Raw genomic sequence first — 26,332 nt, forward strand, 5'->3', positions numbered from 1 at the left:
TCTTATTGTAATTTTAAGATGAAAGACTCTAAAGGTTTTAAAGTAATTTTTACTACCCCTTGATTTTCTGAAACTTTCAACAGCGATCTAAATTCTTTATACAACAAATCTTCTACCTGATAGTCTCCGGGCTCCAACTGCCATGTTTTAATTAGTGTTACTGGCAACTTCAGATTAATTTCGGCACCGTAATCTGCATCGAAATTACTTATAACAATAAGTTTTTCATTGGTATTCCAACGGGCATAAGCCAATTGTTTTGCCGTGTAAAACTTTGTATGCGCTTTATTGTATTCGTGTAAATCTTTATAAGCTCCCATTAAGGCTTCGCTAGAAATAGTCACGTTTAACAAACGCTTATAAAAATCGCGCAGGTTTAATTCTTCAGCAGTGGATTGGCCGCCATCAAATTGTTTATTATTCACCCAACGGTTTATGGTTTGTACACTACCGTAATCGAAAATTGAAGTTCTTGACGGATCTCCAAAACCTAAATCTTCGGCCCCTGGCTCCCCTAATTCTTGTCCGAAATAAATTAAAGTCGGTGATGTACTTATGGTTGCCGAAACCACCATGGCTGGTTTAGCTTTTTGAGCATTTCCTGCAAATTCTGGGCTTGCAATACGCTGCTCGTCATGATTCTCTAAAAAGTGCAGCATGTGGTGTTCAATATCTTTTAAATCCTCTTGAATGGGTGGAATATTATCGGTTTTTCCATAACCTTGAATCACATGTTTTAGGGTGTCGTACAATTGTACTTTATCGTATAAGTAATCCATTTTTCCTTTACGGATATAATCACGATACAAACTCGGGTTATAAACTTCGGCAAGCAAAAATGCGTCTGGGTTATTCATTTTTATGGCAGAATTCATGTAGCTCCAAAACTCAACAGGAACCATTTCAGCCATATCATAACGGAAACCATCAACGCTTTTTTCGGTCCAAAACAAGGCAATATCTTTAAACTTATCCCAAGAATCTGGTACGGTTTTGTCTTTCCAAAAATCGAAATGCGCTTTATAATCCTTCATATCGAAACCTTCGGGCAAAGGATCAAAATCATGTTTTCCATCAGGCGATACCCCATAATTAATCTTAACCGTTTCGTACCAATCGTTAGGCTCTGGTTGCGATAAACGCGAACCGTTTCCAGTCCATTTCGATGGATTTTCTTCAAACTTACCATCCGACAACGGGTTCTTCTCTCCGCCTAAAGGCAAATAACCATTTTGCCAATTGGGCACTTTAAAAGCCTCTCCCGGATTGTAATAAAAATTATTATTTACACTATAAACGACTGCTTTATCGTCGGTTTCTCCGAAATCGGTAATCCCTTCTGGCTTGGAAATGCTTTTATAATTTCGTGCCACATGATTAGGAACGATATCGATAATCAGTTTTAAACCGGCTTTATGCGTACGTTTTATTAAAGCTTCAAATTCTTGTAAACGCGCTGCTGGGTTTTCGGCTAAATCTGGATTTACATTGTAATAATCTTTAACCGCATAAGGCGAGCCTGCTCTCCCTTTTACCACATCGGGATCGTCGTTAGAAATGCCATATTTTGTATAATCGGTAATGACATCATGATGCGGAACGCCAGTATACCAAATGTGCGTTACGCCTAAATCCTTTATTTCTGCTAAAGCCTTATCTGTAAAATCGTTAAACTTACCAACGCCATTTTCTTCAATGGTTCCCCAAGGTTTATTGGTCGTGTTTGTGTTACCGAACAAGCGGGTAAACACTTGATAAACCACTTCTTTTCTTGACTTTTTATCGTTCGCCATCAAGTTATTTTCAGACATTACTTCTTTCTCTTTAGAGCCACAACTTACTAATACAACTAAAACCGTTACAATGGATACTACGCGAAGCTTTAACATGTTGTTTTTATTTTAATTCTAACTTAAAATTTATTTTTTCTGAATATTATTTTTCTATCATTCTCGTAATAAGCCATAGTCTTGTTCATTTTTTCCATTGATGAAAAAACGAACCAAAAAAATCTAGGCTTACGAATCTTTATCTAAATTTATCGCTCGACACCTAAATTTCAGAAACTCGCTTTGAAAATTATTGCTAGCTTCAAAAACTCGTTTAGCTCAAACAGTCTGAAATTTTACGGTGTTTTCACTTCAAATTTTACGATAAATTTTCGATAGGCCATACCCTGATTAACTTCAAAACGTTATTGTTCTAATTATCATACCTAATTTATGGTATCCACCAGCAGGATATTATTTAGTTGTTAATAAAAGTGGTCCTTTTTTTGAAAGTTTCAATGTAGCACCCCACTTGACCGCTTCACCTGAAATTACGTTTTTAAGTATTTTTCCTTCCAAGTCCAACTCTTTAAAATGCGACAGATCTAAATCTATAAGACTTTCATTTTTATTCAAAATTAACACCACGGTTTCTGTGCCTTCGGTTCTACTTAACACGTAAACACCATTTTCTGGAGCAAAATGAATGGTTTTCCCTTTATGAATGGCGTCACTTTTCTTTCTGTAATTTAATATTTTAACAACAAAATCCTGCATACTAGCTTGTTCTTTTGTTAAGCCTTTTCTTGAAAAGGCATTAACAGCATCGCCTTGCCAACCTCCAGGGAAATCGGTTCTAATTAAACCATGATCATGAGGTTTTGCCGTGTTTTGCATTAATATTTCTGTGCCGTAATACATTTGTACAATGCGTGGCATGAGGAATATATAACTCAAAGCCATTTTAGTATTTACTACATTTTCTTTTAACTGTGTAAACACGCGATCCATATCATGATTGTCTGGAAACACTAAAATCGCTTCAGGGTTGGTATAGACAAAATCCATCGCTAAACCCTCGTACATTTTTACGAATCCTGTGCTCCAAGCTTCGTCTTCATTTAGAGCATTTACAATGTTTTCTTGCATTGGGAAATCCATTGTCGATGTTAAATGCGACTCGTAACCTTCCTTATTTGGCGTGCCTGTTTGCCAATACCTAACTAATAACAGATTGGTGCTCCACTCTTCGCCAACAATACTAAAATTGGGATATTCGCTCATAATGGCGCCTGCCCAATCGCTCATAAACGCTTTGTCTGGATATGGGTAGGTGTCTTGACGAATACCGCCTAAGCCTAAAGTTTCTATCCACCAAATATTATTTTGAATGATGTATTTCGCCATAAACGGATTCTTCTGATTTAAATCGGGCATAGAGGGCACAAACCATCCTTCAGTCATGTCTTGCTTATCAATTTTTGAAGCATAAACATCCTGATTGGCTGTACGCCTGTGGTTTGAATTTTTCAGTTTGCCGTTAGATTCAAAAGTTTTTTGCTGATTTACCCAGTCTTCAAAAGGCAAATCGGTCATCCACCAATGGTTACTTCCGCAGTGGTTGGCCACCATATCCATAATTAATTTTAAACCTCGCTCGTTCATTTCTTGAGACAATTCGATGTACTCATCTAAAGTTCCAAAACGCCGATCGACCTCATAAAAATCGGTCATAGCATAACCATGATACGACGATGTTGGCATATCGTTAGTTAACATTGGCGTTGGCCAAATGACTGTAAATCCCAATCCGTGGATATAATCTAAATTATTAATTATACCACGAATATCCCCACCGTGTCTGCCATAATCATCTTTACGGTTAAGCACTTTTTCTTGCATGCTTTTAACCACATCGTTGGATGTATCGCCATTCGCAAAACGATCGGGCGTAATTAAATAAATGGCATCACTACTGTTAAATCCGATATACGCTTCCGCGGATTTTTCTCTGGCTTTCAATTCATATTTATAAGCTGCTTTTTTACCTTTTTTAGATTTGAAAACAATATCAAAACTTCCGGGTTTAGCTAAAGCAGAAATATTTAAATCGATGAATAAATAATTCGGACTTTTAGCGTGATGCACTTTGGTAATGCTTACGCCGTCATAATTAATTTCGGGCACAGCCTCCCCTATTTTGGAACCATACACTAACAATTGAAGTTCTGAATTTTTAAAACCCACCCACCAATTTGATGGTTCAACACGTGTAATTTGAGCATTTAAGGTCATACCCAAAACCAACGCAACCATGAACAAAGTGATTTGTATTTTTTTACCTAATCCTTTTATTGTCCTACTCATATTACACCTGTTTTTGTTTCTAAAAAATCTTCATAAAAAAATTATTTCACTTCCATGATGCTAATAGCATAACCACCTCCTGGTACAGATAATTGCGACAATTTGGTTTTGTGAGTCACTTTCTTTTTAGAAATAACATAAGCTTGCGGATTGGTTTTATAGTGCGCATCTTTAGCATCGGCATAAATGGTAGCTTCATACTTTTTATCTTTATCTAAAAAGTCTAAACTTATTTTTGACGTTCTAGCGTCGTTTCCGTTTACATTACCAACAAACCAATTACTGCTTCCTTTTTCTTTACGGGCTACGGTAATGTAATGTCCGGGTTCGGCTTCTAAATAAATGCTTTGATCCCAATCGATAGCCACGTGTTTTATAAACTGAAAAGCATCCATAAATTGCTCGTAATGCTCTGGTAAATCGGCCGCCATTTGCAACGGACTATACATGGTAACATACAAGGCTAATTGGTTAGCCATAGTACTGTTTACATGCGAATGGTTTTCTGGATTTAATTTAGAAATGTCCATTTCAAAAATTCCAGGCGTATAATCCATAGGTCCGCCAATTAAACGTGTAAATGGTAACACCGTAACATGATTTGGTTTTGAACCTCCAAAAGATTGATACTCGGTACCTCTAGCCGATTCGTTTCCTATTAAATTCGGATAGGTTCTTGCGATTCCCGTTGGACGAACAGCTTCGTGCGCATTCACCATAATTTTATAATCGGCCGCCTTTTCAATAGCATATTGATAATGATTCACAATCCATTGATTATAATGGTTTTCACCACGCGGTAAAATATCGCCAACATAACCACTTTTAACCGATTTGTAACCGTGATCGTTCATAAACTGATACGCTGCATCCATGTGGCGTTCGTAATTTCTAACCGATGCCGATGTTTCGTGATGCATCATCATTTCTACGCCTTTAGATTTGGCGTAGGCATGAATTTCTTCAACATTAAAATCGGGATAAGGGGTTACAAAGTCGAATACATAATCTTTAGAATGGCCATACCAATCTTCCCAACCTACATTCCAACCTTCAACTAAAACCGCGTCAAAGCCATGTTTTGAGGCAAAATCAATGTAGCGTTTTACTTTTGTGTTATTTGCTGAATGCGTTTTATTTGGTGTCACTTTTGAATAATCGGTTACCCCTAATTGAACCGCTGGTAAATCATCGGTATATTGCCAAGAGCCTTTTCCTGTAATCATTTCCCACCAAACACCAATGTATTTTACAGGCTTAATCCATGACGTATCTTCAATCGCACAAGGCTCGTTTAAGTTTAAAGTCATTTTAGATGCTAAAATATCACGGGCATCATCGCTCACCATAATGGTTCGCCAAGGTGAATTTGCAGGTGCTTGCATATAGCCTTTATCGCCATTTGCATCAGGCGTTAACCAAGATTCGAACACCATATTTTTATCATCTAAATTAAGATGCATGCAAGAATAATTAATAAGTGCTGCTTCGTGTAAGTTTAAATACAAACCATCATTCGTTTTCATAATTAACGAGGTTTGTACGCCTGTTGGCGAGAAAGAGGTTTGCGATAAATTCTCGGTTACAGCACCTTCAGAAAAACTACGGATTTCAGATAATTTCGATTCTGTATAATCATATTCTTGGGTATCGTAATCACCTGGAATCCAAAATGCGGTATGGTCGCCAGCCATGGCAAACTGTGTACGTTCTTCCTTTATGGTGAAATACACTAAGTTTTTTTGCGTTGGAAATTCATATCGAAAGCCCAATCCTTCATTAAACATTCTAAAACGAACCATTATAATACGCTCGGTTTCCTTTTGCGTTAAGGTGACTGCCAATTCGTTATAATGATTTCTAATTTGGGCTTCCTCGCCCCAAACCGGTTTCCAAGTTTCATCGAAAGTTGAAGTTTTTGTATCGCTTAAGCTGAAATTATTTAATAAAGACGTTTTATCATCCTTTAATTCAAGACCTAATTTACTAGTTTTAACCACCAATTTATTTTTGTAAAACAACTGATAGGTAGGTGTGCCATCTTTTTTAAGTTCAAAACTCATTTTTAATTGACCATTGGGAGATTTTAACTCCTGAGCTTGAACAGCTTGAATCATTATAAGTAAAACGCCTAACAACCTAATTCCTCTTTTCATAATTCCTAATCTTAATAATTTAACTTACAGAAACTTCAGGTGTTTCAACTTTTAGGGTTACAGGTTTTCCGTGGCACAAAATATTTAAGTGCTCTCCCTTTTCTAAAGTGAATGTCGTACCCTTTTGAGTGACATTTACTTTGATGATATGATTTCTAAAATTCACTTTAAACGAATAGCCTTCCCATTGCTTTGGAATTTTAGGCTCGAAGGTGAGGCTGTTATTTTTAACACGCATACCTCCAAAACCTTCAACAATACTCATCCAAGTACCGGCCATAGATGTGATGTGCAACCCTTCTTCAACTTCTTTATTGTAATCGTCTAAATCTAAGCGGGAGGTACGTAAATAAAACTCGTAAGCTTGATCCATACGACCTAATTTTGCTGCCTGAATACTATGAACACAAGGTGACAAGGAACTTTCATGAACGGTATAAGGCTCATAAAAATCGAAATGGCGCTCTAATTCATCTACCGTGAAGTCTTCCTCAAAAAAGTAGAAGCCTTGCAAGGTATCGGCCTGCTTGATGTATGGCGATCTTAAAATGCGATCCCAAGACCACTTTTGATTGATTGGTCGAGAAGTTTGGTCTAAATCGGCCACTGTTATTAATTCTTTATCTAAAAAACCATCTTGTTGTAAATAAACTTGATGTTCTTCAGAATATGGAAAATACATGTTCTCGGCAACAGCCCTCCATTGGTCTAATTCAGCTTCGGTGATTTGAACCTTAGATTCGATTCTCTTATAATCTGATTTATAATCTTCAGAAACAATTTTAATATTTTCTAGAGCATAATCAATACACCATTTAGCGATATAATTGGTGTAAAAGTTATTATTGACATTGTTTTCGTATTCATTTGGCCCTGTTACGCCCAAAATCACGTATTTGTTATGCGCCGAAGAAAGCGTAGCACGCTGTTGCCAAAAACGGGCAATTCCGATTAACACCTCTAATCCTTTTTCTGGGATATAACTGTAATCGTCGGTATAACGATGGTAATTAAATATTGCAAATGCTATAGCCCCATTTCGGTGAATTTCTTCAAAAGTAATTTCCCACTCGTTATGACATTCTTCTCCATTCATGGTTACCATCGGGTAAAGGGCTGCTCCATTTGTGAAACCTAATTTTTCGGCATTTTCAATAGCACGATCCAAATGATTGTAACGGTATTCCAACAGATTACGGGCTACTTTTTGGTCTTTCGTTGCCATATAGAACGGAATGCAATAAGCTTCGGTATCCCAATAGGTGCTACCACCGTATTTTTCACCTGTAAACCCTTTGGGCCCAATATTTAAGCGGGCATCTTTCCCTAGGTAGGTATGATTTAATTGCATGATATTAAAACGAATACCCTGCTGCGCTTTTACATCACCAGCGATGGTGATATCGGCCATATCCCAAATTTTAGCCCATGATTCTTTCTGTTGCTTTAATAAAGTTTCGAAGCCTAAATCTACAGAAAGCGTGAGTACATTTTTTGCTGCCTTTAACAGTTGTTTTTTATCATGATTTCTATCAACAACATAACCCCCAAATTTATGGATCGAAAAAGTTTCGTTGGCCTTTACTTTCGCACTGTACTCAAAGCCGATACGGGTATCTAGGTGCGAAACCTTAGGATTTACATCCAGAGGTTTTCCATTTAAAGCACATCGAGAGTCCATAAAAGTACAGGTATGAAACTGCGTTTTTAAGGTATGTGCTTCAATAAAAGCTTGAGTTCCGTTTTGAGTTACAGCCGTAGTTTCCCAAAATTTATCATCCCAATTGGTGTCTTCATTGGTGACTCCAGAATCTATATAGGGTTCGAAAGTAATATCTACATCAGCATTTAAAGGCGTGATGTTGTAAGCGATGGCTCCAACCTCATCCAAATCGACACTTAAAAATCGTTTGGTTTCTACTAAAACTTCGATATCATTTGGCATGATGGCTTTAAAGGTTCTAGACAACCAGCCTTCTTTCATGTTTAATTCACGCTTAAATTCACTCACTTTTTTACAAGTGAATAAATCTAATGTATTGGCGTTCACAAACACATTAATCCCAATCCAACTCGGTGCATTAAGGACCTTTGCAAAATATTCAGGATAACCGTTTTTCCACCAACCTACACGGGTTTTATCTGGATAATACACGCCTGCAATATAACTTCCTTGAAATGTTGGTCCGGAGTAATGTTCTTCAAAATTAGCACGTTGCCCCATGGCTCCATTACCAATACTAAATAAACTTTCTGACGATTTAACGCGTTCTACATCAAATCCTTCTTCAATAATCGACCAATGGTCTGGTTTTATATAATCTTGATTCATTTTTTTCGATAACTATGAACTAAAAAGGTGTTTTAAACTGATTTAGCAATAACACACCTACTTTATTCTGTGTTTTTTATTGATTAATTAACTCCTTAATGAAGCCTTCTGAAATTTCACTGAAGTCGTTAAAAACATAATCGGCTTCATGTAATACCGCTCTGCTTCCTATGCCAATAGAAATCATATTAGCACGGTTTGCGGCTTGTACACCTGCAACAGAGTCTTCAAAAACAACACAATCTTTTGGATCACATGTTATAGCTGAAGCCGCATTTAAAAACACCTCTGGATCTGGCTTAGCTTTACTCACATCATTACCATCAACAATCGCATCAAATTTTGAAATTAGCTTTACCTTTTCAAGGATGCGTCTAGCATTTTTACTGGCAGAACCTAAGGCAATACCTTGATTGTTTTGTTTTAAAAAGTCTAGAACTTTAGGCACATCGATTAAGATTTCAGAGTCGTTCATCTTATCGATATAGCCTAAATATTCGTCATTTTTTAAGGTCATTAAGGCTTGAAATTTGTCTTCGGAAACCGTTGTGTTTCCCCAAGCCAATATTTTGTTTAGGGAGTCTACCCGACTCACGCCTTTAAGTTGTTCATTTTGAGTTTCGGTAAAATCGAATCCCATACTATGGGCAAGGTTTTTCCATGCCAAAAAGTGATATTTTGCAGTGTCTACAATAACACCGTCTAAATCGAAAATAAATCCTTTTCTTTTCATTACTGTTCTAATTCTGGTTGATACGAAATGGCATTTTTATCTGTAATAAATAAATTACAAAGTCCTGCAATAATTAAACTTAGCCCAGCCACTAGCATGGCATTAATAGCTTCTTCTCCTAACAAATTGGAAATAAAATTGATTCCTCCAATAGCTGCAATAATTTGCGGAATCACGATAAACATGTTAAAAATGCCCATTATCACTCCCATTTTATTCGGGTCTACCGAACTAGAGAGCATGGCATATGGCATAGACAAAATGCTACCCCAGGCAATACCTACAAGAATAAATGAGTATTTCAAAAAACTTGGTGATGGCACATAATACATAGTTAAAAACCCAATACCACCTAGGATGAGTGAAAACATGTGTACATATTTTCGATTAATGCGTTTTTTAGAGGTATAAAAAGCTAAAACCAATGCAAAAGCCATTGAAGATAAGCCATAAACACCCATAGATGATCCTACAAGATTGGATGCTTTTTGAAAGGCTGTATTTTCGGCATCAAAAGCGGCGGCTTGTTCAGGAATTGAAATATCGTAAGCCGATTCGATTGGAGCAGGTGTATGAAATACATGCTCTGTTAAAGCCGGGTTTGCCAAACTCCACATAGTAAAAAAAGCAAACCAGCTGAAAAATTGAATAAGCCCCAATTTTTTCATAGTGGAAGGCATGTTACTAATATTGTTTAGAATGTCTGAAACAAATCTGTTTTTTTGAGCTTTCTCCTTTTCAAAAGCTTCCATATCCTCGGGAGGATATTCTGTAGTTGTAAAAACGGTATACAATATACTAAGCAGAAACACTACCGCTCCAATACCAAAGGCTACTTTAACCGACATAGGCACAACACCCATTGGGGCTGCATCACTAACGCCAAGCTTAGATACCATCCAAGGTAAATTACTAGCTACCCAGGTTCCAATGCCAATAATTAAGGTTTGTACCACAAAGCCATAAGACCGCTGAGAATCGGGTAATTTGTCGGCTACCAATGCACGAAAAGGCTCCATGGATACATTAATTGAAGCATCTAAAATCCAAAGAAAACCAGCTGCTATCCAAAGTGTAGGTGAATGTGGCACGAGAATTAAAGCAAAGGAACTCAAAACGGCTCCTATAAGGAAATAGGGTCTTCGGCGGCCCCAACGTGTACTCCACGTGCGGTCGCTTAAATAACCAATGATGGGTTGAACCAGTAAACCGGTTAAAGGTGCTGCAATCCACAACAAAGGGATGGCGTCTTTATCGGCTCCAAGGGTTTGGAAAATTCGAGACATAAAGCCTCCTTGTAATGCAAATCCGAATTGTATTCCTAGAAAACCGAAACTCATGTTCCAAATTTCCCAGAAACTAAGGGTGCGCTTTTTCATTAATAGTATATTTAGTTGAATACTATTTGATAAGCGAAAAAAATACTTATCAAAACTTATTAGTGAGAAGTAAAAATATAAGTCTTGATATGCGGCAAATATACAAAAGTTTTTTATTCGACCATGTTAAAATTTATTTTGTTGACTCACGTTCAATCAATTCGGTCTCTATAACTACCGTTCTTACAGGGTCTTCGGAAGATTCACTTTCAATCTTTTCAATAATTAACGAGGCTGCAACTTCACCTATTTTATGTCCGTATTGGGTTACGGTACTTAAACTTGGGGTGGCATGTCTAGATAATACACCATCGGTAAAACCTATAACTTGAAGATCTTCTGGAATACGTTTCCCTAAATTTCTGGCCGCCTTCATAGCGGTAACCGCATACAGTTCATTAACAGCAAAAACGCCGTCTATATTTGGGTTCATTAAAAACAAGGCTTTGATTTCCTTTTCTAAAACATCAATATAATCTTCGGAAACTAATTTGTCGTCTACTTTTAAAATGAGATTGGCCTCGGTAGTAATTTCATGCTTATTTAAAGCTTCAATATAACCTTGAGTTCTTAACCTTCCAACACTTATATAGTCCATAGTGGTTATCAAAGCAATATGTTTACAGTTATTGGCAATCAGTTTATTTACGGCTTTTTTTGCAGCTTCCACATCATCTATAATCACTTTATCACAACGAATTTCGCTTACCACCCTATCGAACATCACAATGGGCATACCTTGGTTAATCGTCTCATTTAAATGATGATAATCCTGTTTTAATAGGGTTTCTTTAGAAATGGACATGATAAAACCATCAATACTGCCACTAGCTAACATTTCCATATTAATCACTTCTTTATCAAAAGACTCGTTAGACAAGCCCACAATTACATTGTAGCCTTTTTTGTTAGCTAGATGTTCTATGCCTTGAATCACCCTTGTGAAAAAATGATGTACAATTTCAGGAATAATTATACCTATGGTTTTTGTCTTTCTGTTTTTTAAACTTAAAGCAATATTGTTGGGTTTGTAGTTATAATACTTGGCAAAAGCCTGGATTTTCTCTTTAGTTTCTTCACTAATTTCGTGACTACCTTTTAAAGCTTTAGATACGGTACCTATAGACACACCCAATTCCTTGGCGATTTGCTTTAAAGTTATTTTACGTTTCATGTTTCGCTTTTTATTCAAGTAAAGATATTAGTTTAAACACAAAAAAATGTAATATTAACACATTCTTAATTTTTAAGCCTAAAATTACTATAAATTAAAAAACTTACTAACACGCAAACGTTTTCGTTAAGAATTTCGTAAACAATAATTCTTTTTTAACATTCTGTTTACATAATTTTAACCTCGAGAAGTAAAAATATAAGCAACCAACTTAACTAAATACACACTTAAATTAATCGTATGAAGACACTTATTAATAGTTTATTACTCACACTGTTTTTTGCCCCAGCCTTCGTATTGGCGCAAAATACCGTTAGCGGAATGGTAACGGAGGCCGGAACTAATATTCCCATAGCCGGTGTAAACATAATCGTTAAAGGCACCACCACGGGTACAGTAACCGATTTTGATGGAAATTTCTCCCTACAAGTTAACAAAGGCAACATTTTAGAGTTTTCTTTTATAGGCTTTGTTTCCCAAGAAATCACTTATAACGGCCAAGCAATCCTTAATATAGAGATGAAAGAAGACACCGCCATGTTAGATGAAGTCGTTGTTATTGGATATGGTACCGCTAAAAAAGAAGATGTTACTGGCGCTGCCGATTTAGTAACAACAAAAGACTTTAACCAAGGCCCTATTGTTAACGCGCCTCAATTAATTCAAGGTAAAGTTGCAGGGGTATCGGTAACCTCTAGTAGTGGAGCGCCTGGCGACGGACAAGAAATTAGAATTCGTGGAAACAGCTCGCTTTCACTTAACAACAACCCTTTAATTGTATTGGATGGTATTCCATTAGACCAAGGTGGTATTGGTGGTTCTAGAAATCCGTTAAACTTGGTGAATCCTAATGACATTGAAAGCATGACCGTTTTAAAAGATGCCTCTGCAACTTCAATTTACGGGTCTCGTGCTGCCAATGGGGTGATTATCGTAACCACTAAAAAAGGGAAATCATCAGATTTTAAATTCAACTTTAACACCTTAACTTCTGTAGGAACTCCTATTGCTAAACTAGATGTTTTAAATGCAGAAGAGTTTAGACAAGTAGTACCAACCCTTCCAAGAGCAGACGCAACAACTTTAAGCCTTTTAAAAAATTACGACACCGATTGGCAAGATGAAATTTACGGCAATGCCTATGGGCAAGACCACTCGTTTAGTGCTTTAGGCGCTGCTTGGGGCGTACCCATGAGAGCTTCGGTATCATATACCGATTATGGTGGTATTTTAAAACGTGATAGTTTCAAAAGAACTACGGGTTCTATTAGCTTGACACCAAAACTATTTGACGATCATTTAAAGATAGAATTAAACGCAAGAGGTAATTATACCGAAAACTTTTTTGCCAATAGAGATGCCATCGGTTCTGCCAGTTCGTATGCGCCTACCGAACCAGTTTACGATACTAATTCTCCGTTTGCAGGATATTCGTCTTGGACTGAAGCCAACGGACTTAAACCTAGCTTAGCAGGTACTAACCCAGTTGCTTTATTAAACTTAAAAGATGACGAATCGGAAGTAAGACGCCTTATCATGAATGCTAAATTAGATTATAAATTGCATTTTTTCGAAGATCTTACAGCGACGGTAAATGTGGGACTTGACAAATCAAACAGTCATGGGCGTACTAACACCTCAGAATTTATGCCAACCACAGATCCTACTTGGGACGGGGCGAATACTAAATTCGAAAACGAAACAACAAACCAACTTTTTGACGCGTATCTTACCTACAACAACACCTTTAACGAGGTTCATGATATAACAGCCGTTGCAGGGTATTCTTATCAATCTTTTGAGTACGACAACTATAGCTACGATAGCATAGATGAAGCGAACAAGGTAACCTACGAATTTATAGACAAATCGAAAAACGTATTGCTTTCTTATTTCGGGCGATTGAATTACGATTATGATGGGCGCTATTTAGTTACAGCAACCTTAAGAGCTGATGCCTCTTCAAAATTAAACCCAGATGATCGTTGGGGGTACTTTCCTTCGATAGCCTTAGCTTGGAATATTCATAATGAATCTTTTTTAGAAGATTTGAATTTTAACGAACTGAAATTAAGAGTGGGATATGGTGAAGTTGGAAACGTTAACGGTTTACCCGATTACTTATTTTTAACGCGATATACAGGCAGTCAATCTAGTGCCAACTACCAATTTGGTAATATTTTTTACCAAACCTATAGACCAGATCCTATTAACCCGGATTTACGTTGGGAGGTCGGTAATACACTTAACGTTGGTATAGATTACAGCTTCTTAGACCGAAGAATTTCAGGCTCATTAAATGGATACATAAAACAAACAAAAGACTTAATCGCTTCAGCAACTATTGATCCTTTTACCAATTTTGGCAGCAGAATTGAAAAAAACATTGGAGATATGGAAAACAAAGGGGTTGAATTCGCTGTAAATGTTGTTCCAATTAGAACAGAAGATTTTGAATGGTCTATTAACTACAACATTGCAGTAAACGATAACAAAATCACCAATTTACCTTTCGATCAACAAACTGGTAATATAAGTGGAGGAACTGGGAATCAAGTTCAAATTCATACCGAAGGAGAAGCTCCATATAGTTTTTTTGTATTTGAACAAGTTTACGATGCTAACGGAAAGCCTATTGAAGGCGCTTATGTAGACCGAAACGGAGACAATGTAATTAACGACGAAGATAAGTACATCTACAAAAACCCTTATGCTGATGTGATTATGGGATTAAACACCAATTTGAATTATAAAAAATGGGATCTATCCGTAATTACGAGAGCGAACTTAGGAAATTATGCTTACAACAATATCGCTTCGGCTAGTTCTTATTCCAATAATATCATTCCTACAACAAACAACTATCTAACTAATGTTCATTCAAGTTATTTAGATAATGGCTTTGTATTTCCTACCGATGAAAATTTTAGAAGTGATCACTTTGTTCAAGATGCCTCTTTCTTTAAAATTGACAACATAACTTTAGGATACACAATTGATGATGCTATTAAAAACAGTAGTTTCAGATTATATGGCTCAGTTCAAAACTTGCTAATAGTTACAGACTATGATGGTTTAGACCCAGAAATTAATGGCGGTATTGATAATAATTTCTACCCAAGACCAAGAACATTCGTATTAGGACTTAACGTTAGCTTTTAAACATTGACTTATGAAAAATATTATAAAAAAATTCATTCCTATTTTAACGATCTCGATTGCATTGGTATCATGCCATGCTGATTTAGATCAAGACCCAATAGACCCAGATAGCTTTACAGAACAAGATGTATTTGCTAATACTACTGAAGCCAAAGGCGCCTTAGCAAAATTATATGCCAGTTTAGCCTTAACCGGTCAAAATGGTGGCGACGATGGTTCTCCAGATATTAGTGACATAAACCAAGGGTTTTCACAATACACACGTATGCTGTTTAACCTTAACGAAATTACAACAGATCACGCTGTTGTAGGTTGGGGCGATCCAGGATTGCCTGATTTACACGGTATGTTTTGGACTGCAAATAACGATTTTACAGGTGCTATGTACTTACGTTTAGCCCAAGAAGTTTCATTTTGTAATTCTTTTATCTCAAACGCCTCAGCCTTGCAAGATACCGAAGCTCAAACCTTTATTGCTGAAGCTAGATTCTTAAGAGCTTTTGCGTATTACAACTTAATTGATTTCTTTGGGGATGTACCATTACTAACTCAAATTTCAACAGAGCTACCAACTCAAAGTAGTAGAACCGAAATTTTTGATTTTGTAGAGTCTGAATTATTAGATATTCAAAATCTACTACCTGAAAGTCAAGCCAACGAATATGGTCGCGTAGATCGCGTTGCGGCATGGGCTTTATTATCAAGATTATATTTAAATGCTGAAGTTTGGACTGGAACTTCTCGATTCGACGAATGTATTACATTTTCTAATGAAGTGATAAACTCATCTTACAGCTTAAACACAAATGATGCTAATGGAAATGGTACGGCGTATGATGAATTATTCTTAGCCGACAACCATTCTAACGGTGCACAAAACGAATTCATTTTCACTATTAATTTTGATGGGATTTCTTCTACTACCTACGGCGGAACAACATTTTTAATACACGCTGCAGTAGGTGGTTCTATGGATCCTGCAGCCTATGGTATTAATGGAGGTTGGGGTGGTAACCGTATTACATCAGCATTAGTTCAAAAATTCCAAGCAAACGATATGCGTGCTATGTGGTATACAGATGGGCAGTCTCTAGAAATTTCAAGTATCCCAACTTTCACAGATGGGTACGCTTGTGTAAAATTTAAAAACATCGATTCTAACGGTGTTCAAGGAAACGACAAACGTGGTGAATTTACAGATCCAGATTTAGCCATTATGCGTCTTCCAGAAATTTACCTGAATTACGCAGAAGCCACTTTACGTGGAGGTAGCGGTAATTTAACTACAGCAGTAGATTTAATCAATCAACTTAGAACGCGTGCATATGGTAATACCTCTGGTAATATTTCTGCAGCTAACTTGGATTTAAATTTTGTTTTAGACGAACGCTCTAGAGAATTATACTGGGAAGGTCAAAGACGTACAGATTTAATTCGCTACAACTATTTTACATCCGATAGTTATGTGTGGCCTTTTAAAGGGAATCAAGCAGATGGCACAGGAACAGATTCGTTTAGAAACCTTTTCCCTATTCCTAACAACACCATTTTAATCAACCCGAACTTAACACAAAACCCAGGATACTAACATAAAAAACACACTAATATGAAAAATATAATTTCAAAGTTATTTAGTATAATGTTAGTAAGTTTAGCATTATATAGCTGCAGTATGGACGACACAAACACAGTGCTAAATCCTACTGCAACAACAGAGCTCTCTGCTTCCGAAAGCGAACTTGTTCTACTTAAAGAAAACGAAGGTAGTGATGCCTTATCGCTTAATTGGACGAAACCAGATTATGGCTATAATGCAACGCCTGAATACATCGTATACTTCGATATTGCTGGAAATTATTTTAAAAACGCCGTTAAAAGAGAAGTTGGTGACAACCTAGAATATTCGCTATTAACCGAACAACTTAATACGATATTACAAACGCTGGAAGTTGAACCTGAAACAAAAACAACCCTAGATGTAAAAGTTGAAGGTATTATAGGAACTTTTGAAATTGCTGCTGTATCTAACACTAACGCTATAGATGTTACAGGTTATGCCAATATATTAGACTTATCATCAGATTGGGGGCTTGTTGGTAGTGCAACCGTTAATGGTTGGGATGGACCAGATATGCCATTCTACAAAACAAGTGATCAAGATATTTTTGCGGCCTATGTTACATTAATGGATGGTGAAATTAAAATTAGACAAGATAATAGTTGGGATGTAAACTATGGCGATACGGGTGCAGATGGTACTTTAGAACCTGGTGGAGACAATATTATTGTTACTGCAGGAACTTACAAGGTTACTTTCAATTACGGCACATTAACTTATAGCATAGAACCCTACACTTGGGGCTTAGTAGGCAGTGCAACAACAAACGGCTGGGACGGTCCAGACATGCCTCTTAGCTACGACCCTACTTCAGATCAATGGCGTGCCATTGTTAGGCTTACGGAAGGTGAAATGAAATTTAGAAGAAATAACGATTGGAGCTTTAATTACGGTGATACTGGTGCCGATGGATCTTTAGACGATGGTGGTGATAACATTCTAGTTGAAGCTGGTAATTATCTAGTGACATTAAATTTAAACGATTTAAACTATTCATTAGAGCCTATTGAAAAACTTTGGGGGCTTGTTGGAGATGCGACACCTAACGGATGGGATGGTCCAGATACTGTAATGAATTTAAATTATGCTGAAGAAGGTGTTTGGTATTTAAACAATGTAACACTTACAAACGGTGCGATGAAGTTTAGGGCAAACAACGATTGGGGCATTAATTACGGAGACGATGGTGCCGATGGAACACTTGAAGATGGTGGTGCTAATATTGCGATTACAGCAGGTAATTACAATATTGTTTTAAACCTTTCAGACACCAGCAACCCTAAATATTCAATTACAAAAAACTAATCACACGAAAAGGGCTGTAACTAACATTACAGCCCTTTTTGTCTTTAATTTAAACCCACATGAAAAAAATATTACTCAGTATACTACTTATAGTGGTATCTCATTTTAGTTATTCACAATTAACTACAAACCCTAGTACATTTAAAACTACTGAACCAGTTACCATAACCATAGATATAAATTCTAATACGGCTTGTAATTCCCTAAACAATCCTTCAAAAGTATATATGCATTCCGGAATTGGAAACGACTCAAACCCCTGGGAATATAGTGTTGTTGGAGACTGGGGAACCAATAACGGCGTAGGAGAAATGACTAACCAAGGCAATGGTATTTGGAGCATAACCATAACTCCAAAAACCTATTATAATTTAACCGACTCTCAAGCCAATTCGGCAACTAAAATGGGAATGGTTTTTAGAAATGCCTCTGGCAATCAAGAAATGAAAGCTTCAGGATGTAAAGATTTCATTGTAAATGTAGGATACTTTCAAGTTACGTTAGGTAACCCTACAGAAAATAGTACAACCATAATTTCGGCAGGTGGAAATTTTACGATTACAGCTTCAAATAGCAACGGCAATGCAAACTATGCTTTGGCTAGTCATGGCACTACCATCAATGTAAAAACAAATGCAACTAGTTATTCTTACACACATCCAAACATTACAAGCAATCAAAATTACACCTTAACAGTGACACAAGGTGCAGAAACGATTCAAAAATCATTTTCGGTTGTCGTAAATCCTGGAACCATATCTCAAACCATGCCTAGCGGATTAGAAAACGGCATAAACTATAACTCAGGTGATGCTACAAAAGCGACTTTGGTTCTTGATGCCCCTTTAAAAGATTTTGTGTATGTAGCTGGAAGCTTCAATAATTGGACCCCTACTTCGGCTTACGCCATGAAAAAAGATCCGGCTTCTGGGAAATTTTGGTTAGAATTAACTGGCTTAACCGCGCAAAAGATAGAAACTTATCAATATTGGGTGGTCGATGAAACGCCTATTGCCAATTCACCTGTTATGGTAAAAACCGCCGATCCGTTTTCAACTTTAGTCTTATCTCCTTTTGACGACCCTGGAATTCCTTCAGAAACTTATCCGAATTTACCAGCTTATCCGGCCGGACAAGAACGCGAAGTTACAGTGCTTCAAACAGGAAAAAGCGCCTACAACTGGACGGTTACAAATTTCAATAAGCCTAAAAAAGAAGACCTAATTATTTACGAGGTTTTAATTCGTGACTTTGATGCCGATAGAAATATTCAAGATTTAATTGATCGTATGGATTATTTCAAAAATCTAAATATTAATGCCATTCAACTGATGCCTATTATGGAGTATGAAGACAATGAAAGTTGGGGTTACAATACTTCCTTCCACATGGCTTTAGATAAGTTTTATGGTACGGAAGATAAGGTTAAAGAATTTATCGATGTATGTCACCAAAATGGTATTGCCGTTATTTTAGATATTGCATTAAATCATGCCTACGGAAGAAACCCGATGGTACGCATGTGGATGAATGATCCCGATGGCGATGGCTGGGGCGAACCAAGTACTGAAAGCCCTTATTTCAATACGGAAGCCAAACACAGCTACAGCGTTGGCATGGATTTTAACCACCAACAAGCAAAAACACAATACTATGTAGAGCGTGTTGTTAACCACTGGATTAACGAATTTAAAATTGATGGGTTTCGTTGGGATTTAACCAAAGGTTTTACGCAGCAATGTACAGCAACCGATGAGTCTTGTACCAACGGATATCGTTCTGACCGTGTTGCTATTTTAAAACAATACGCCGATTATTCTTGGAGTTTAGATAACACACACTACGTTATTTTTGAACATTTAGGCACTGATACTGAAGAACAACAATGGGCAAATTACCGTATTGGAGAAGGTAAAGGTATTATGATGTGGGGAAAAATGACCAGTCCTTACAACCAACTGACTATGGGTTATGCTTCAAACTCAAACATTGATCGTATGGGGAACAAATCTCGAGGGTTTACAGGCAAACGTTTAGTTGGTTATGCCGAAAGTCATGATGAGGAACGCTTAATGTATAAAAACTTACAATTTGGCGATTCGAACGGTTCTTATAATATCAAAACATTAAGTACTGCTCTTAAAAGAATGGAAGCTTTAGGCGCAGTAACCCTTACTATTCCAGGACCAAAAATGATTTGGCATTTTGGAGAATTAGGCATGCAAAACTCTATTTTCACTTGTTCAAACGGAACGATTAATGGAGAAACTTGTAAATTAGACACTAAGCCACAACCGCAATGGATTGCTAAATGGGTAGAAAACCCAGACAGAAAATCTATTTATGATACTTGGGCCCGATTGAACGACTTAAAAATTAACGAAGATGTTTTTGAAGGCGACTACAGCATTACTTCGGGAACTTTAACACCAAGAATTCGTGTTTGGAATACCAGCCTACCTACTTCACAATTAAATGATGTAGTTATCATTTCGAATTTTGATACGGCCGATAAAACAGTAAACCCAAATTTTGCCACTGGCGGCACGTGGTACGACTTAATGGACGAAACTGGAAACACCAGTATTCAAGCTACCGATGCTATTACACTTCAACCAGGCACCTTCAAAATATATGGTAATCAACCTGCTAAAACATTAAGCGACGATCAAGACCCTTTTGAAAACACGTTTATGATTTTCCCAAATCCGACAAGTCATGGTTTTAAAATTAATAAGACTGCTTCAGAAGTTCTTATCTACAATATTACTGGTCAATTGGTAAAACAGTTTAAGGGCAACCCTAATAAAAATCAGGAATTTGACATTTTAAATCTCCCTTCAAATATCTACTTAGTTAAGATTATTAGCCTTTCGGGTAATTATCAAACAGTGAAGTTGATAAAACAATAGATTTAGTTTAGTTTTTTTTGTTTGAAAGAGGGCTTCAAAATCATAGTTTTGAAGTCTTTTTCACTTTAAATCCTGTTTGTCTGGAAATGCTTTTTAATGGCGTTACTTCTAATTTTACTCATAGCGCGGCTCTAAATTTCATGATTCATAAGAAACAAATGTTAATTAGAACCATCGAAATTAACTGAATAGTTATTCCTAATGGGTAACCCAATCTAATATTCCGTTATATTTGTTTTCCCGATACGAAATTATGAAAGGAAAATTAGTGAGGCTAAAAAACAGCCCTTTGTTGCAATTTCTTCGAAAACATAAAAAATACGCTCCGCTACTTTTCTTTATTGGCGGTTTCATCTTTGATACGTTAACCCTTGGTCGCATGGACAGAACCTACGATTTAGTTGTTTTATGTTCCCATATGACCACCTTAACGATTACTCTGTACCTTTTTAATCTAGCCGACGATGGCAAATGGAAAAACACCCTACTTGAACGCATTGAATCCTATTTCCCTCTAGCCATTCAGTTTTTTTTCGGAGGACTTTCGAGTGCTTACGTGATATACTTTTCAAGAAGTGTTTCCATATCAAAAACCGCATCTTTCTTTGTTATTTTAGTTGCCCTTTTATTTGCAAATGAATTTTTAAAAAAACGAATCTCCAATAAGTATTTACAATTTAGCATTTATTTTTTTATAAGTTTTACCTTTTTTGCCTTTATGATTCCTGTTTTATTAAGGGAAATGGGCCACTTTATTTTTATTTGTTCTGGGCTAGTAAGCCTGGGTATAACCTTAACACTTATCATAACAATTTATAAAAAGAGTCCGAGTACCCGAGCGGAAATCCACTTAGGTAAATTAATCACCCTCATCATTTCCATATACCTTTGTATCAATTTATTTTATCATTTTAAACTTATTCCACCTGTCCCCCTAGCCCTTCAAACAGGTATTGTAGCCCATAATGTTAGTGTAAAAAACAATACATACATGGTTACCTACGAAGAAAAGAAGCCTTACATTTTTTGGAGAGACCACCGTTCTAAATTTGTACGATCTGATAATAAACCGGTTTATATTTTCTCATCTATTTTTGCTCCAACGGCATTAAAAAAATCTATTATTCATCGTTGGCAATGGTATGATGATGTTAAAAAATCCTGGATCACTTACGACAATATTAGCTTCAACATTACGGGAGGCCGAAATGAAGGTTATCGCGGTTACACCTACAAAAACAATGTAAAAGCCGGGCTTTGGCGCGTTCAAGTAATCACGCAAGAAGAACTGGTTCTTGGAATTATAGAATTTGAAATCATTATGGATTCAAATGAAGCCCCTAAACGTTTGGTAAAAAAAGCTTTTTAAACAATCTAGGAAACCTCAAATTTTATTCGTTTTTGAAAAATTTATTACGAATAAAAAAAGCCACTATTATCATGTGATTTCGAATACAATTTCTTCCTATATTTAGCAAAACTAACCACCCCAATAAACTAAACTGAAGATGATTAAAAAAATAATCGTTGGACTTACTTTGCTAACATGCCTTTCTTTTACTGTTACAAACCATTTTCGTGTATTAGTCTTGCAGAAAATAGGCCAATATGCTTCAAACAGCTATCCCGAAAAAATATATGTACAAACCGATAAGCCATACTATGCTTTAGGTGACGATATTTGGTTTACCGCCTATTTAGTAAATGGTATAACGCACAAAAAATCTGAAAAAAGCAACATCATTTACGTCGAACTCATTAACGAACAAGATTCTATCATTTCAAAGAAACAACTTTTCACAAACACCCTAAGTGTAGCAGGCGATTTTAATATTAGAAAAAATATTAAGCCTGGTAAATACCTACTTCGCGCCTATACCAATTACATGAGAAACGGGGAAGAAAATGACCTCTTTCAAAAGGAAATTTCAATTATTGACTACAATTCAAATCGTATACCTTTACATTTAAAGGAAGCAAACCCAGCTCAAAATTTACAAGGGACTAGACCTAATAAACCTGAAATTAACTTTTACCCAGAAGGTGGCAACCTTGTAAACAACTTGTCGTCTAAAATAGCCATACAAGTAAAGAATTACAATAATACGAACCTGCAAGGGCATATAAAAGATTCTGAAAATAATATCATCTCTAGTTTTAAAACTTCTCAATATGGCATAGGCATCACCACCCTAACCCCTAAAGAAAACACCTCTTTTTATGCCAGCATCATGATTAATAATGAAGAATTTAAATACCCACTGCCTGATGCACTCCCCTCTGGCCATACCCTTAGTTTAGTTAATTCGGGAGATAAAATAACCATTAAAGCTGCTTCAAACCATTCAATTGGTTTAAAAAACACATTTCTAGTAGGTCACCAACGCGGCAAATTGGTGTACGAAAAATATGAAACGACACCTACAAATGAGTACATAGTTACCCTAAACACCGAACTTTTATTAGATGGCGTAACTAGCTTTACACTTTTCGACAATAATGGCAATCCCGTTTGTGAACGATTAGTTTTTATTGACACCTCAAAAAACGATGTAAACTTACAACTAGACCTAAGTAATAACAATCCTAAAACAAGAGAAAAAGTTGCCATGCAACTAAGTTTAAAGGATAAAAATGGTGCTTCGTTAAAAGGTCAAATTTCGATGTCTATTACCGACTTAGACGCCATCGATCAAAAAACAACCGACGAGAATATTAAAACGTATCTTTTACTGAATTCAGACATTCGAGGTTCCATAGAAAACCCTGGGTATTTTTTTGAAAAAGAAAACGACCCGAGACGCCGTTACGAGTTAGACCTAATCATGTTAACTCATGGATGGCGACGATTTAAGTGGACCGATTTACTTTACGAAAAATCTCTTAAACCAAAATTTAGCGAAGAAAAAGGCATCTATATTTCAGGATATACCACAGCACTTGAAGGCACAAAATCAAGACTAGCGTCACATACCAGAATGACTTTCATGGGTAGAATACCCTATCAGGAAAATCAAAAAGCAACATCACTGGGAGCATTTAAATACGGCCCTTTTGTTTTTAATGACTCTATAAAGGTTTTATTAGAAGCCAGAGTTCATGATTTTAAATCTGAAGACCTTAAAAACAAAAAGGTGTCCATTTACCTTGATGAACCTTTTTACGACAGCCCTAAAGTCGTTAAAGAAGACGTTTTAAAGCTGATATTAAAGGACACAACAAAAATCTCCAACTTTATTAAACAAGCTCAAACGATTTCTACTTTAGATTCAATTTACTTAGAAAATGCCACGAGACTAGATGAGATTGTTATCACAGCAAAAAAGGAATCTGAAGAAGCGAAAAGAACAGCCGAACTTAATAGTAGAACAAATTATGGTTCTGCAACACGACGCCTTGACATGGCCAACTACAAAAACCAAAGTCATTTAACCGTTTTTCAATTATTAAGAAACATTCCAGGCATTATTACTTACGGAGATTCCATTTACATGAGAAACAAACCGGTTACTAGAATTCTAGTGGATGATTTTCCGGTAGACGTTCTAGATGTTTTCAATATGACCGGAGACGAAGTTGATTTTATTGATGTTTTAACAGGGGCACAAGCAGCTTCCTATAGTAATGTTGGTGTAGGCGTTATTGCTATATACACCAAAACAGGAGAGTTTGAAAGAAACATTAACATTAAAAACGAACCAGGCATTATCAACTTTACTACAAAGGGGTTTTATACGGCAAGAGAATATTATGCTCCAAATTATGAGGATGACTTTACCAATCTTGCTAAACAAGATCTAAGAACAACGTTACACTGGGAGCCAACAATAACCTTTACAGATGCCCCAATAAATACCAAAGAAATATCTTTTTTTACAAGCGACACTAGAAGTAAATACGGGATAAGAATAGAAGGAATTACAGAAACAGGGATCCCTATTTATTACGTAACCACCTTGGATGTAGACTAATTCTCCTAATCTATTTTTAAAACCGCCATTAAGGAAAAAGCGTTAACCTTTAGTTAAAAAACCAAAAAGTCATTAAACCTTTTAAAAGTACGGAAGTCCTAAGGGTATAATTTTAAAAATATTAATGATGAAAAAAATAATATTAATTGCAATAGCGCTTATAGGTTTACAAGGATTTGCACAAGAACAAGGTAGAGAAGGCAGAAAACACCACAGAGGCGATCATGCACAAATGGATTTGACGGCAGAGCAAATGGCAACGCTACAGACTAAAAGAATGACATTAGCTTTAGACTTAAATGCTTCTCAACAAGAAGACATACAAGCCTTAAACTTAGAAAAAGCGACGAAACGCAAAGCCATGATGGCCGAACGCCAAGCGAATAAAGACAAGGGAGCGCCTAAAAAATTGACTAGCGAAGAACGCTATAACAAACAAATTGCCATGTTAGACGCTAAAATTGCAGAAAAAGCAAAATTGCAGAAAATTTTGAGCAAAGAGCAGTTTGAAAAGTTTGAAAACATGAAAAAACAGAAGCAACGAGCTAATAGAAAACATAAAAATGGTGACCGTAAAGGGAAATACCAAAACAATTAAATAGCTGAAGCTCATTTATATGGATTAGCTTAATAAAACCAGCCGCTTTTCTCATTGGAGAAAAGCGGCTGGTTTTATATTCTACTGGGCTAAATTCTGCTGTAAACAGTTTTACCAGTAATCCTATGTGCCGGATTATAAACTTTTAAAATGCTCAATGTTAGTCGCTTTCATAACCGCATCCAAATTACTCGTATCGATATCAGAAACAAAATCGGCAGGCACAACAACAACTCGAAACACCTGATTATCGGTCCATTCGGGAGTTAAATCTACCAAATTAAAAGTGCCATTAGAATCTAAGAAAATCCGAACATCATTTTGAGTAAAATCGAAGTTATAAGTTAAAACAGCGCTATTTTGTAAAAATGTCGTTTGAGGTAATAAGCGCCAGATTTCAGTCCCGTTATCGGTTTCCCAAGAGATGTAGGTTAAAACCACATCGGAAGGATACACATCGAAACCATAATCTTCTATATGTTCAAAATTATTAGATTGATTAAAAGTGATTTCAATTTCAAAAGCAAGCCCTAACAAACCATCTACTCCTGGAGGGCCTTCAGGACCTACGGGGCCTCGTTCCCCTTCACAAGAAATAAATAATATGGTTAAACAAAGTAATGTAATAATGCGTTTCATATTTTTTAATTTTAATAATCGTTTAAGTCTCTATTACATTAAAAATAAGCTTAATAAGTGAAAGCTGCAATTTATGTTATCAATTTCCTAAACATTAAACGTTTTCTTTTCACTTTCTACGCATTTTTAGAACATATCATCAATCTACCTTAACCTCGCTTTAAAATTTGTACAATGACTACCTAAAAAGACTATTAAACTTTATTCATCAGGCTAA

Annotated in this window: 15 protein-coding genes; 7 read left to right on the forward strand and 8 right to left on the reverse strand. The window is 36.3% G+C overall.

The features are described 5' to 3' along the window. Positions 1–2: 2 nt before the first annotated feature. The 7 genes from C1A40_RS01830 to C1A40_RS01860 all read right to left on the reverse strand — a co-directional run bounded on the left by C1A40_RS01830 (position 3) and on the right by C1A40_RS01860 (position 11,910). Positions 3–1,889, reverse strand: coding sequence for an alpha-amylase family protein (locus tag C1A40_RS01830; protein ID WP_102994400.1), 1,887 nt, complete (start codon positions 1,887–1,889; stop codon positions 3–5). A gap of 354 nt (positions 1,890–2,243) precedes the next feature. Continuing rightward, positions 2,244–4,085, reverse strand: a complete 1,842-nt coding sequence (locus C1A40_RS01835; RefSeq protein ID WP_241910520.1) for a glycoside hydrolase family 13 protein — start codon at positions 4,083–4,085, stop codon at positions 2,244–2,246. A 92-nt stretch (positions 4,086–4,177) separates the two neighbouring features. After that, on the reverse strand, positions 4,178–6,292 hold the full coding sequence (locus C1A40_RS01840) for a glycoside hydrolase family 97 protein (RefSeq protein ID WP_102994402.1): 2,115 nt from the start codon (positions 6,290–6,292) through the stop codon (positions 4,178–4,180). A 19-nt stretch (positions 6,293–6,311) separates the two neighbouring features. Next, positions 6,312–8,624 carry a glycoside hydrolase family 65 protein gene (locus C1A40_RS01845; RefSeq protein ID WP_102994403.1) on the reverse strand — a complete coding sequence of 771 codons (2,313 nt, stop codon included), beginning with the start codon at positions 8,622–8,624 and terminating at the stop codon, positions 6,312–6,314. Positions 8,625–8,700: 76 nt separating this feature from the next. Then, a complete protein-coding gene (gene pgmB, locus C1A40_RS01850) occupies positions 8,701–9,357 on the reverse strand; it encodes a beta-phosphoglucomutase (protein WP_102994404.1) in 657 nt (218 codons plus the stop codon). After that, the gene (locus tag C1A40_RS01855; protein WP_102994405.1) at positions 9,357–10,736 is read right to left on the reverse strand and encodes an MFS transporter; all 1,380 of its coding nucleotides are present in this window, start codon (positions 10,734–10,736) and stop codon (positions 9,357–9,359) included. The genes pgmB and C1A40_RS01855 overlap by 1 nt, the downstream gene beginning before the upstream one ends. A gap of 133 nt (positions 10,737–10,869) precedes the next feature. Continuing rightward, positions 10,870–11,910 carry a LacI family DNA-binding transcriptional regulator gene (locus C1A40_RS01860; protein WP_102994406.1) on the reverse strand — a complete coding sequence of 347 codons (1,041 nt, stop codon included), beginning with the start codon at positions 11,908–11,910 and terminating at the stop codon, positions 10,870–10,872. A 240-nt stretch (positions 11,911–12,150) separates the two neighbouring features. Here C1A40_RS01860 and C1A40_RS01865 point away from each other — a divergent pair, with 240 nt between their 5' ends. The 7 genes from C1A40_RS01865 (at position 12,151) to C1A40_RS01895 (ending at position 25,476) form a co-directional block, all read left to right on the forward strand. Next, positions 12,151–15,072: a SusC/RagA family TonB-linked outer membrane protein gene (locus C1A40_RS01865; protein WP_102994407.1), complete on the forward strand. Its 2,922-nt coding sequence runs from the start codon at positions 12,151–12,153 to the stop codon at positions 15,070–15,072. Positions 15,073–15,082: 10 nt separating this feature from the next. Continuing rightward, positions 15,083–16,660: a RagB/SusD family nutrient uptake outer membrane protein gene (locus tag C1A40_RS01870; RefSeq protein ID WP_102994408.1), complete on the forward strand. Its 1,578-nt coding sequence runs from the start codon at positions 15,083–15,085 to the stop codon at positions 16,658–16,660. A gap of 18 nt (positions 16,661–16,678) precedes the next feature. Then, positions 16,679–17,995: a SusE domain-containing protein gene (locus tag C1A40_RS01875; protein WP_102994409.1), complete on the forward strand. Its 1,317-nt coding sequence runs from the start codon at positions 16,679–16,681 to the stop codon at positions 17,993–17,995. 59 nt (positions 17,996–18,054) lie between these two features. After that, positions 18,055–20,907 (forward strand): alpha-amylase family glycosyl hydrolase, encoded by a 2,853-nt coding sequence (locus C1A40_RS01880; protein WP_102994410.1) that lies wholly within the window; start codon positions 18,055–18,057, stop codon positions 20,905–20,907. Positions 20,908–21,196: 289 nt separating this feature from the next. Beyond that, positions 21,197–22,276, forward strand: a complete 1,080-nt coding sequence (locus C1A40_RS01885; RefSeq protein ID WP_338418070.1) for a DUF2914 domain-containing protein — start codon at positions 21,197–21,199, stop codon at positions 22,274–22,276. A gap of 139 nt (positions 22,277–22,415) precedes the next feature. Next, positions 22,416–24,878: a Plug domain-containing protein gene (locus C1A40_RS01890; protein WP_102994412.1), complete on the forward strand. Its 2,463-nt coding sequence runs from the start codon at positions 22,416–22,418 to the stop codon at positions 24,876–24,878. Between the two features lie 124 nt (positions 24,879–25,002). After that, positions 25,003–25,476 (forward strand): Spy/CpxP family protein refolding chaperone, encoded by a 474-nt coding sequence (locus C1A40_RS01895; protein ID WP_241910467.1) that lies wholly within the window; start codon positions 25,003–25,005, stop codon positions 25,474–25,476. 135 nt (positions 25,477–25,611) lie between these two features. On the opposite strand, the gene C1A40_RS01900 is transcribed toward C1A40_RS01895, so the two are convergent. Beyond that, positions 25,612–26,115: a hypothetical protein gene (locus C1A40_RS01900; RefSeq protein ID WP_102994414.1), complete on the reverse strand. Its 504-nt coding sequence runs from the start codon at positions 26,113–26,115 to the stop codon at positions 25,612–25,614. Positions 26,116–26,332 lie beyond the last annotated feature (217 nt).

It is taken from the genome of Tamlana carrageenivorans (assembly GCF_002893765.1).
In the GTDB taxonomy this organism is placed as follows: Bacteria; Bacteroidota; Bacteroidia; order Flavobacteriales; family Flavobacteriaceae; genus Pseudotamlana; species Pseudotamlana carrageenivorans.

Coding starts and splice junctions, on each gene's coding strand:
- C1A40_RS01845 (WP_102994403.1), bottom strand. CDS start 8,624: ATGAATCAAGATTATATAAAACCAGACCATTGGTCGATTATTGAAGAA.
- C1A40_RS01870 (WP_102994408.1), top strand. CDS start 15,083: ATGAAAAATATTATAAAAAAATTCATTCCTATTTTAACGATCTCGATT.
- C1A40_RS01840 (WP_102994402.1), bottom strand. CDS start 6,292: ATGAAAAGAGGAATTAGGTTGTTAGGCGTTTTACTTATAATGATTCAA.
- C1A40_RS01835 (WP_241910520.1), bottom strand. CDS start 4,085: ATGGTTGCGTTGGTTTTGGGTATGACCTTAAATGCTCAAATTACACGT.
- C1A40_RS01830 (WP_102994400.1), bottom strand. CDS start 1,889: ATGTTAAAGCTTCGCGTAGTATCCATTGTAACGGTTTTAGTTGTATTA.
- C1A40_RS01865 (WP_102994407.1), top strand. CDS start 12,151: ATGAAGACACTTATTAATAGTTTATTACTCACACTGTTTTTTGCCCCA.
- C1A40_RS01895 (WP_241910467.1), top strand. CDS start 25,003: ATGATGAAAAAAATAATATTAATTGCAATAGCGCTTATAGGTTTACAA.
- C1A40_RS01855 (WP_102994405.1), bottom strand. CDS start 10,736: ATGAAAAAGCGCACCCTTAGTTTCTGGGAAATTTGGAACATGAGTTTC.
- C1A40_RS01860 (WP_102994406.1), bottom strand. CDS start 11,910: ATGAAACGTAAAATAACTTTAAAGCAAATCGCCAAGGAATTGGGTGTG.
- C1A40_RS01875 (WP_102994409.1), top strand. CDS start 16,679: ATGAAAAATATAATTTCAAAGTTATTTAGTATAATGTTAGTAAGTTTA.
- C1A40_RS01900 (WP_102994414.1), bottom strand. CDS start 26,115: ATGAAACGCATTATTACATTACTTTGTTTAACCATATTATTTATTTCT.
- pgmB (WP_102994404.1), bottom strand. CDS start 9,357: ATGAAAAGAAAAGGATTTATTTTCGATTTAGACGGTGTTATTGTAGAC.
- C1A40_RS01890 (WP_102994412.1), top strand. CDS start 22,416: ATGATTAAAAAAATAATCGTTGGACTTACTTTGCTAACATGCCTTTCT.
- C1A40_RS01880 (WP_102994410.1), top strand. CDS start 18,055: ATGAAAAAAATATTACTCAGTATACTACTTATAGTGGTATCTCATTTT.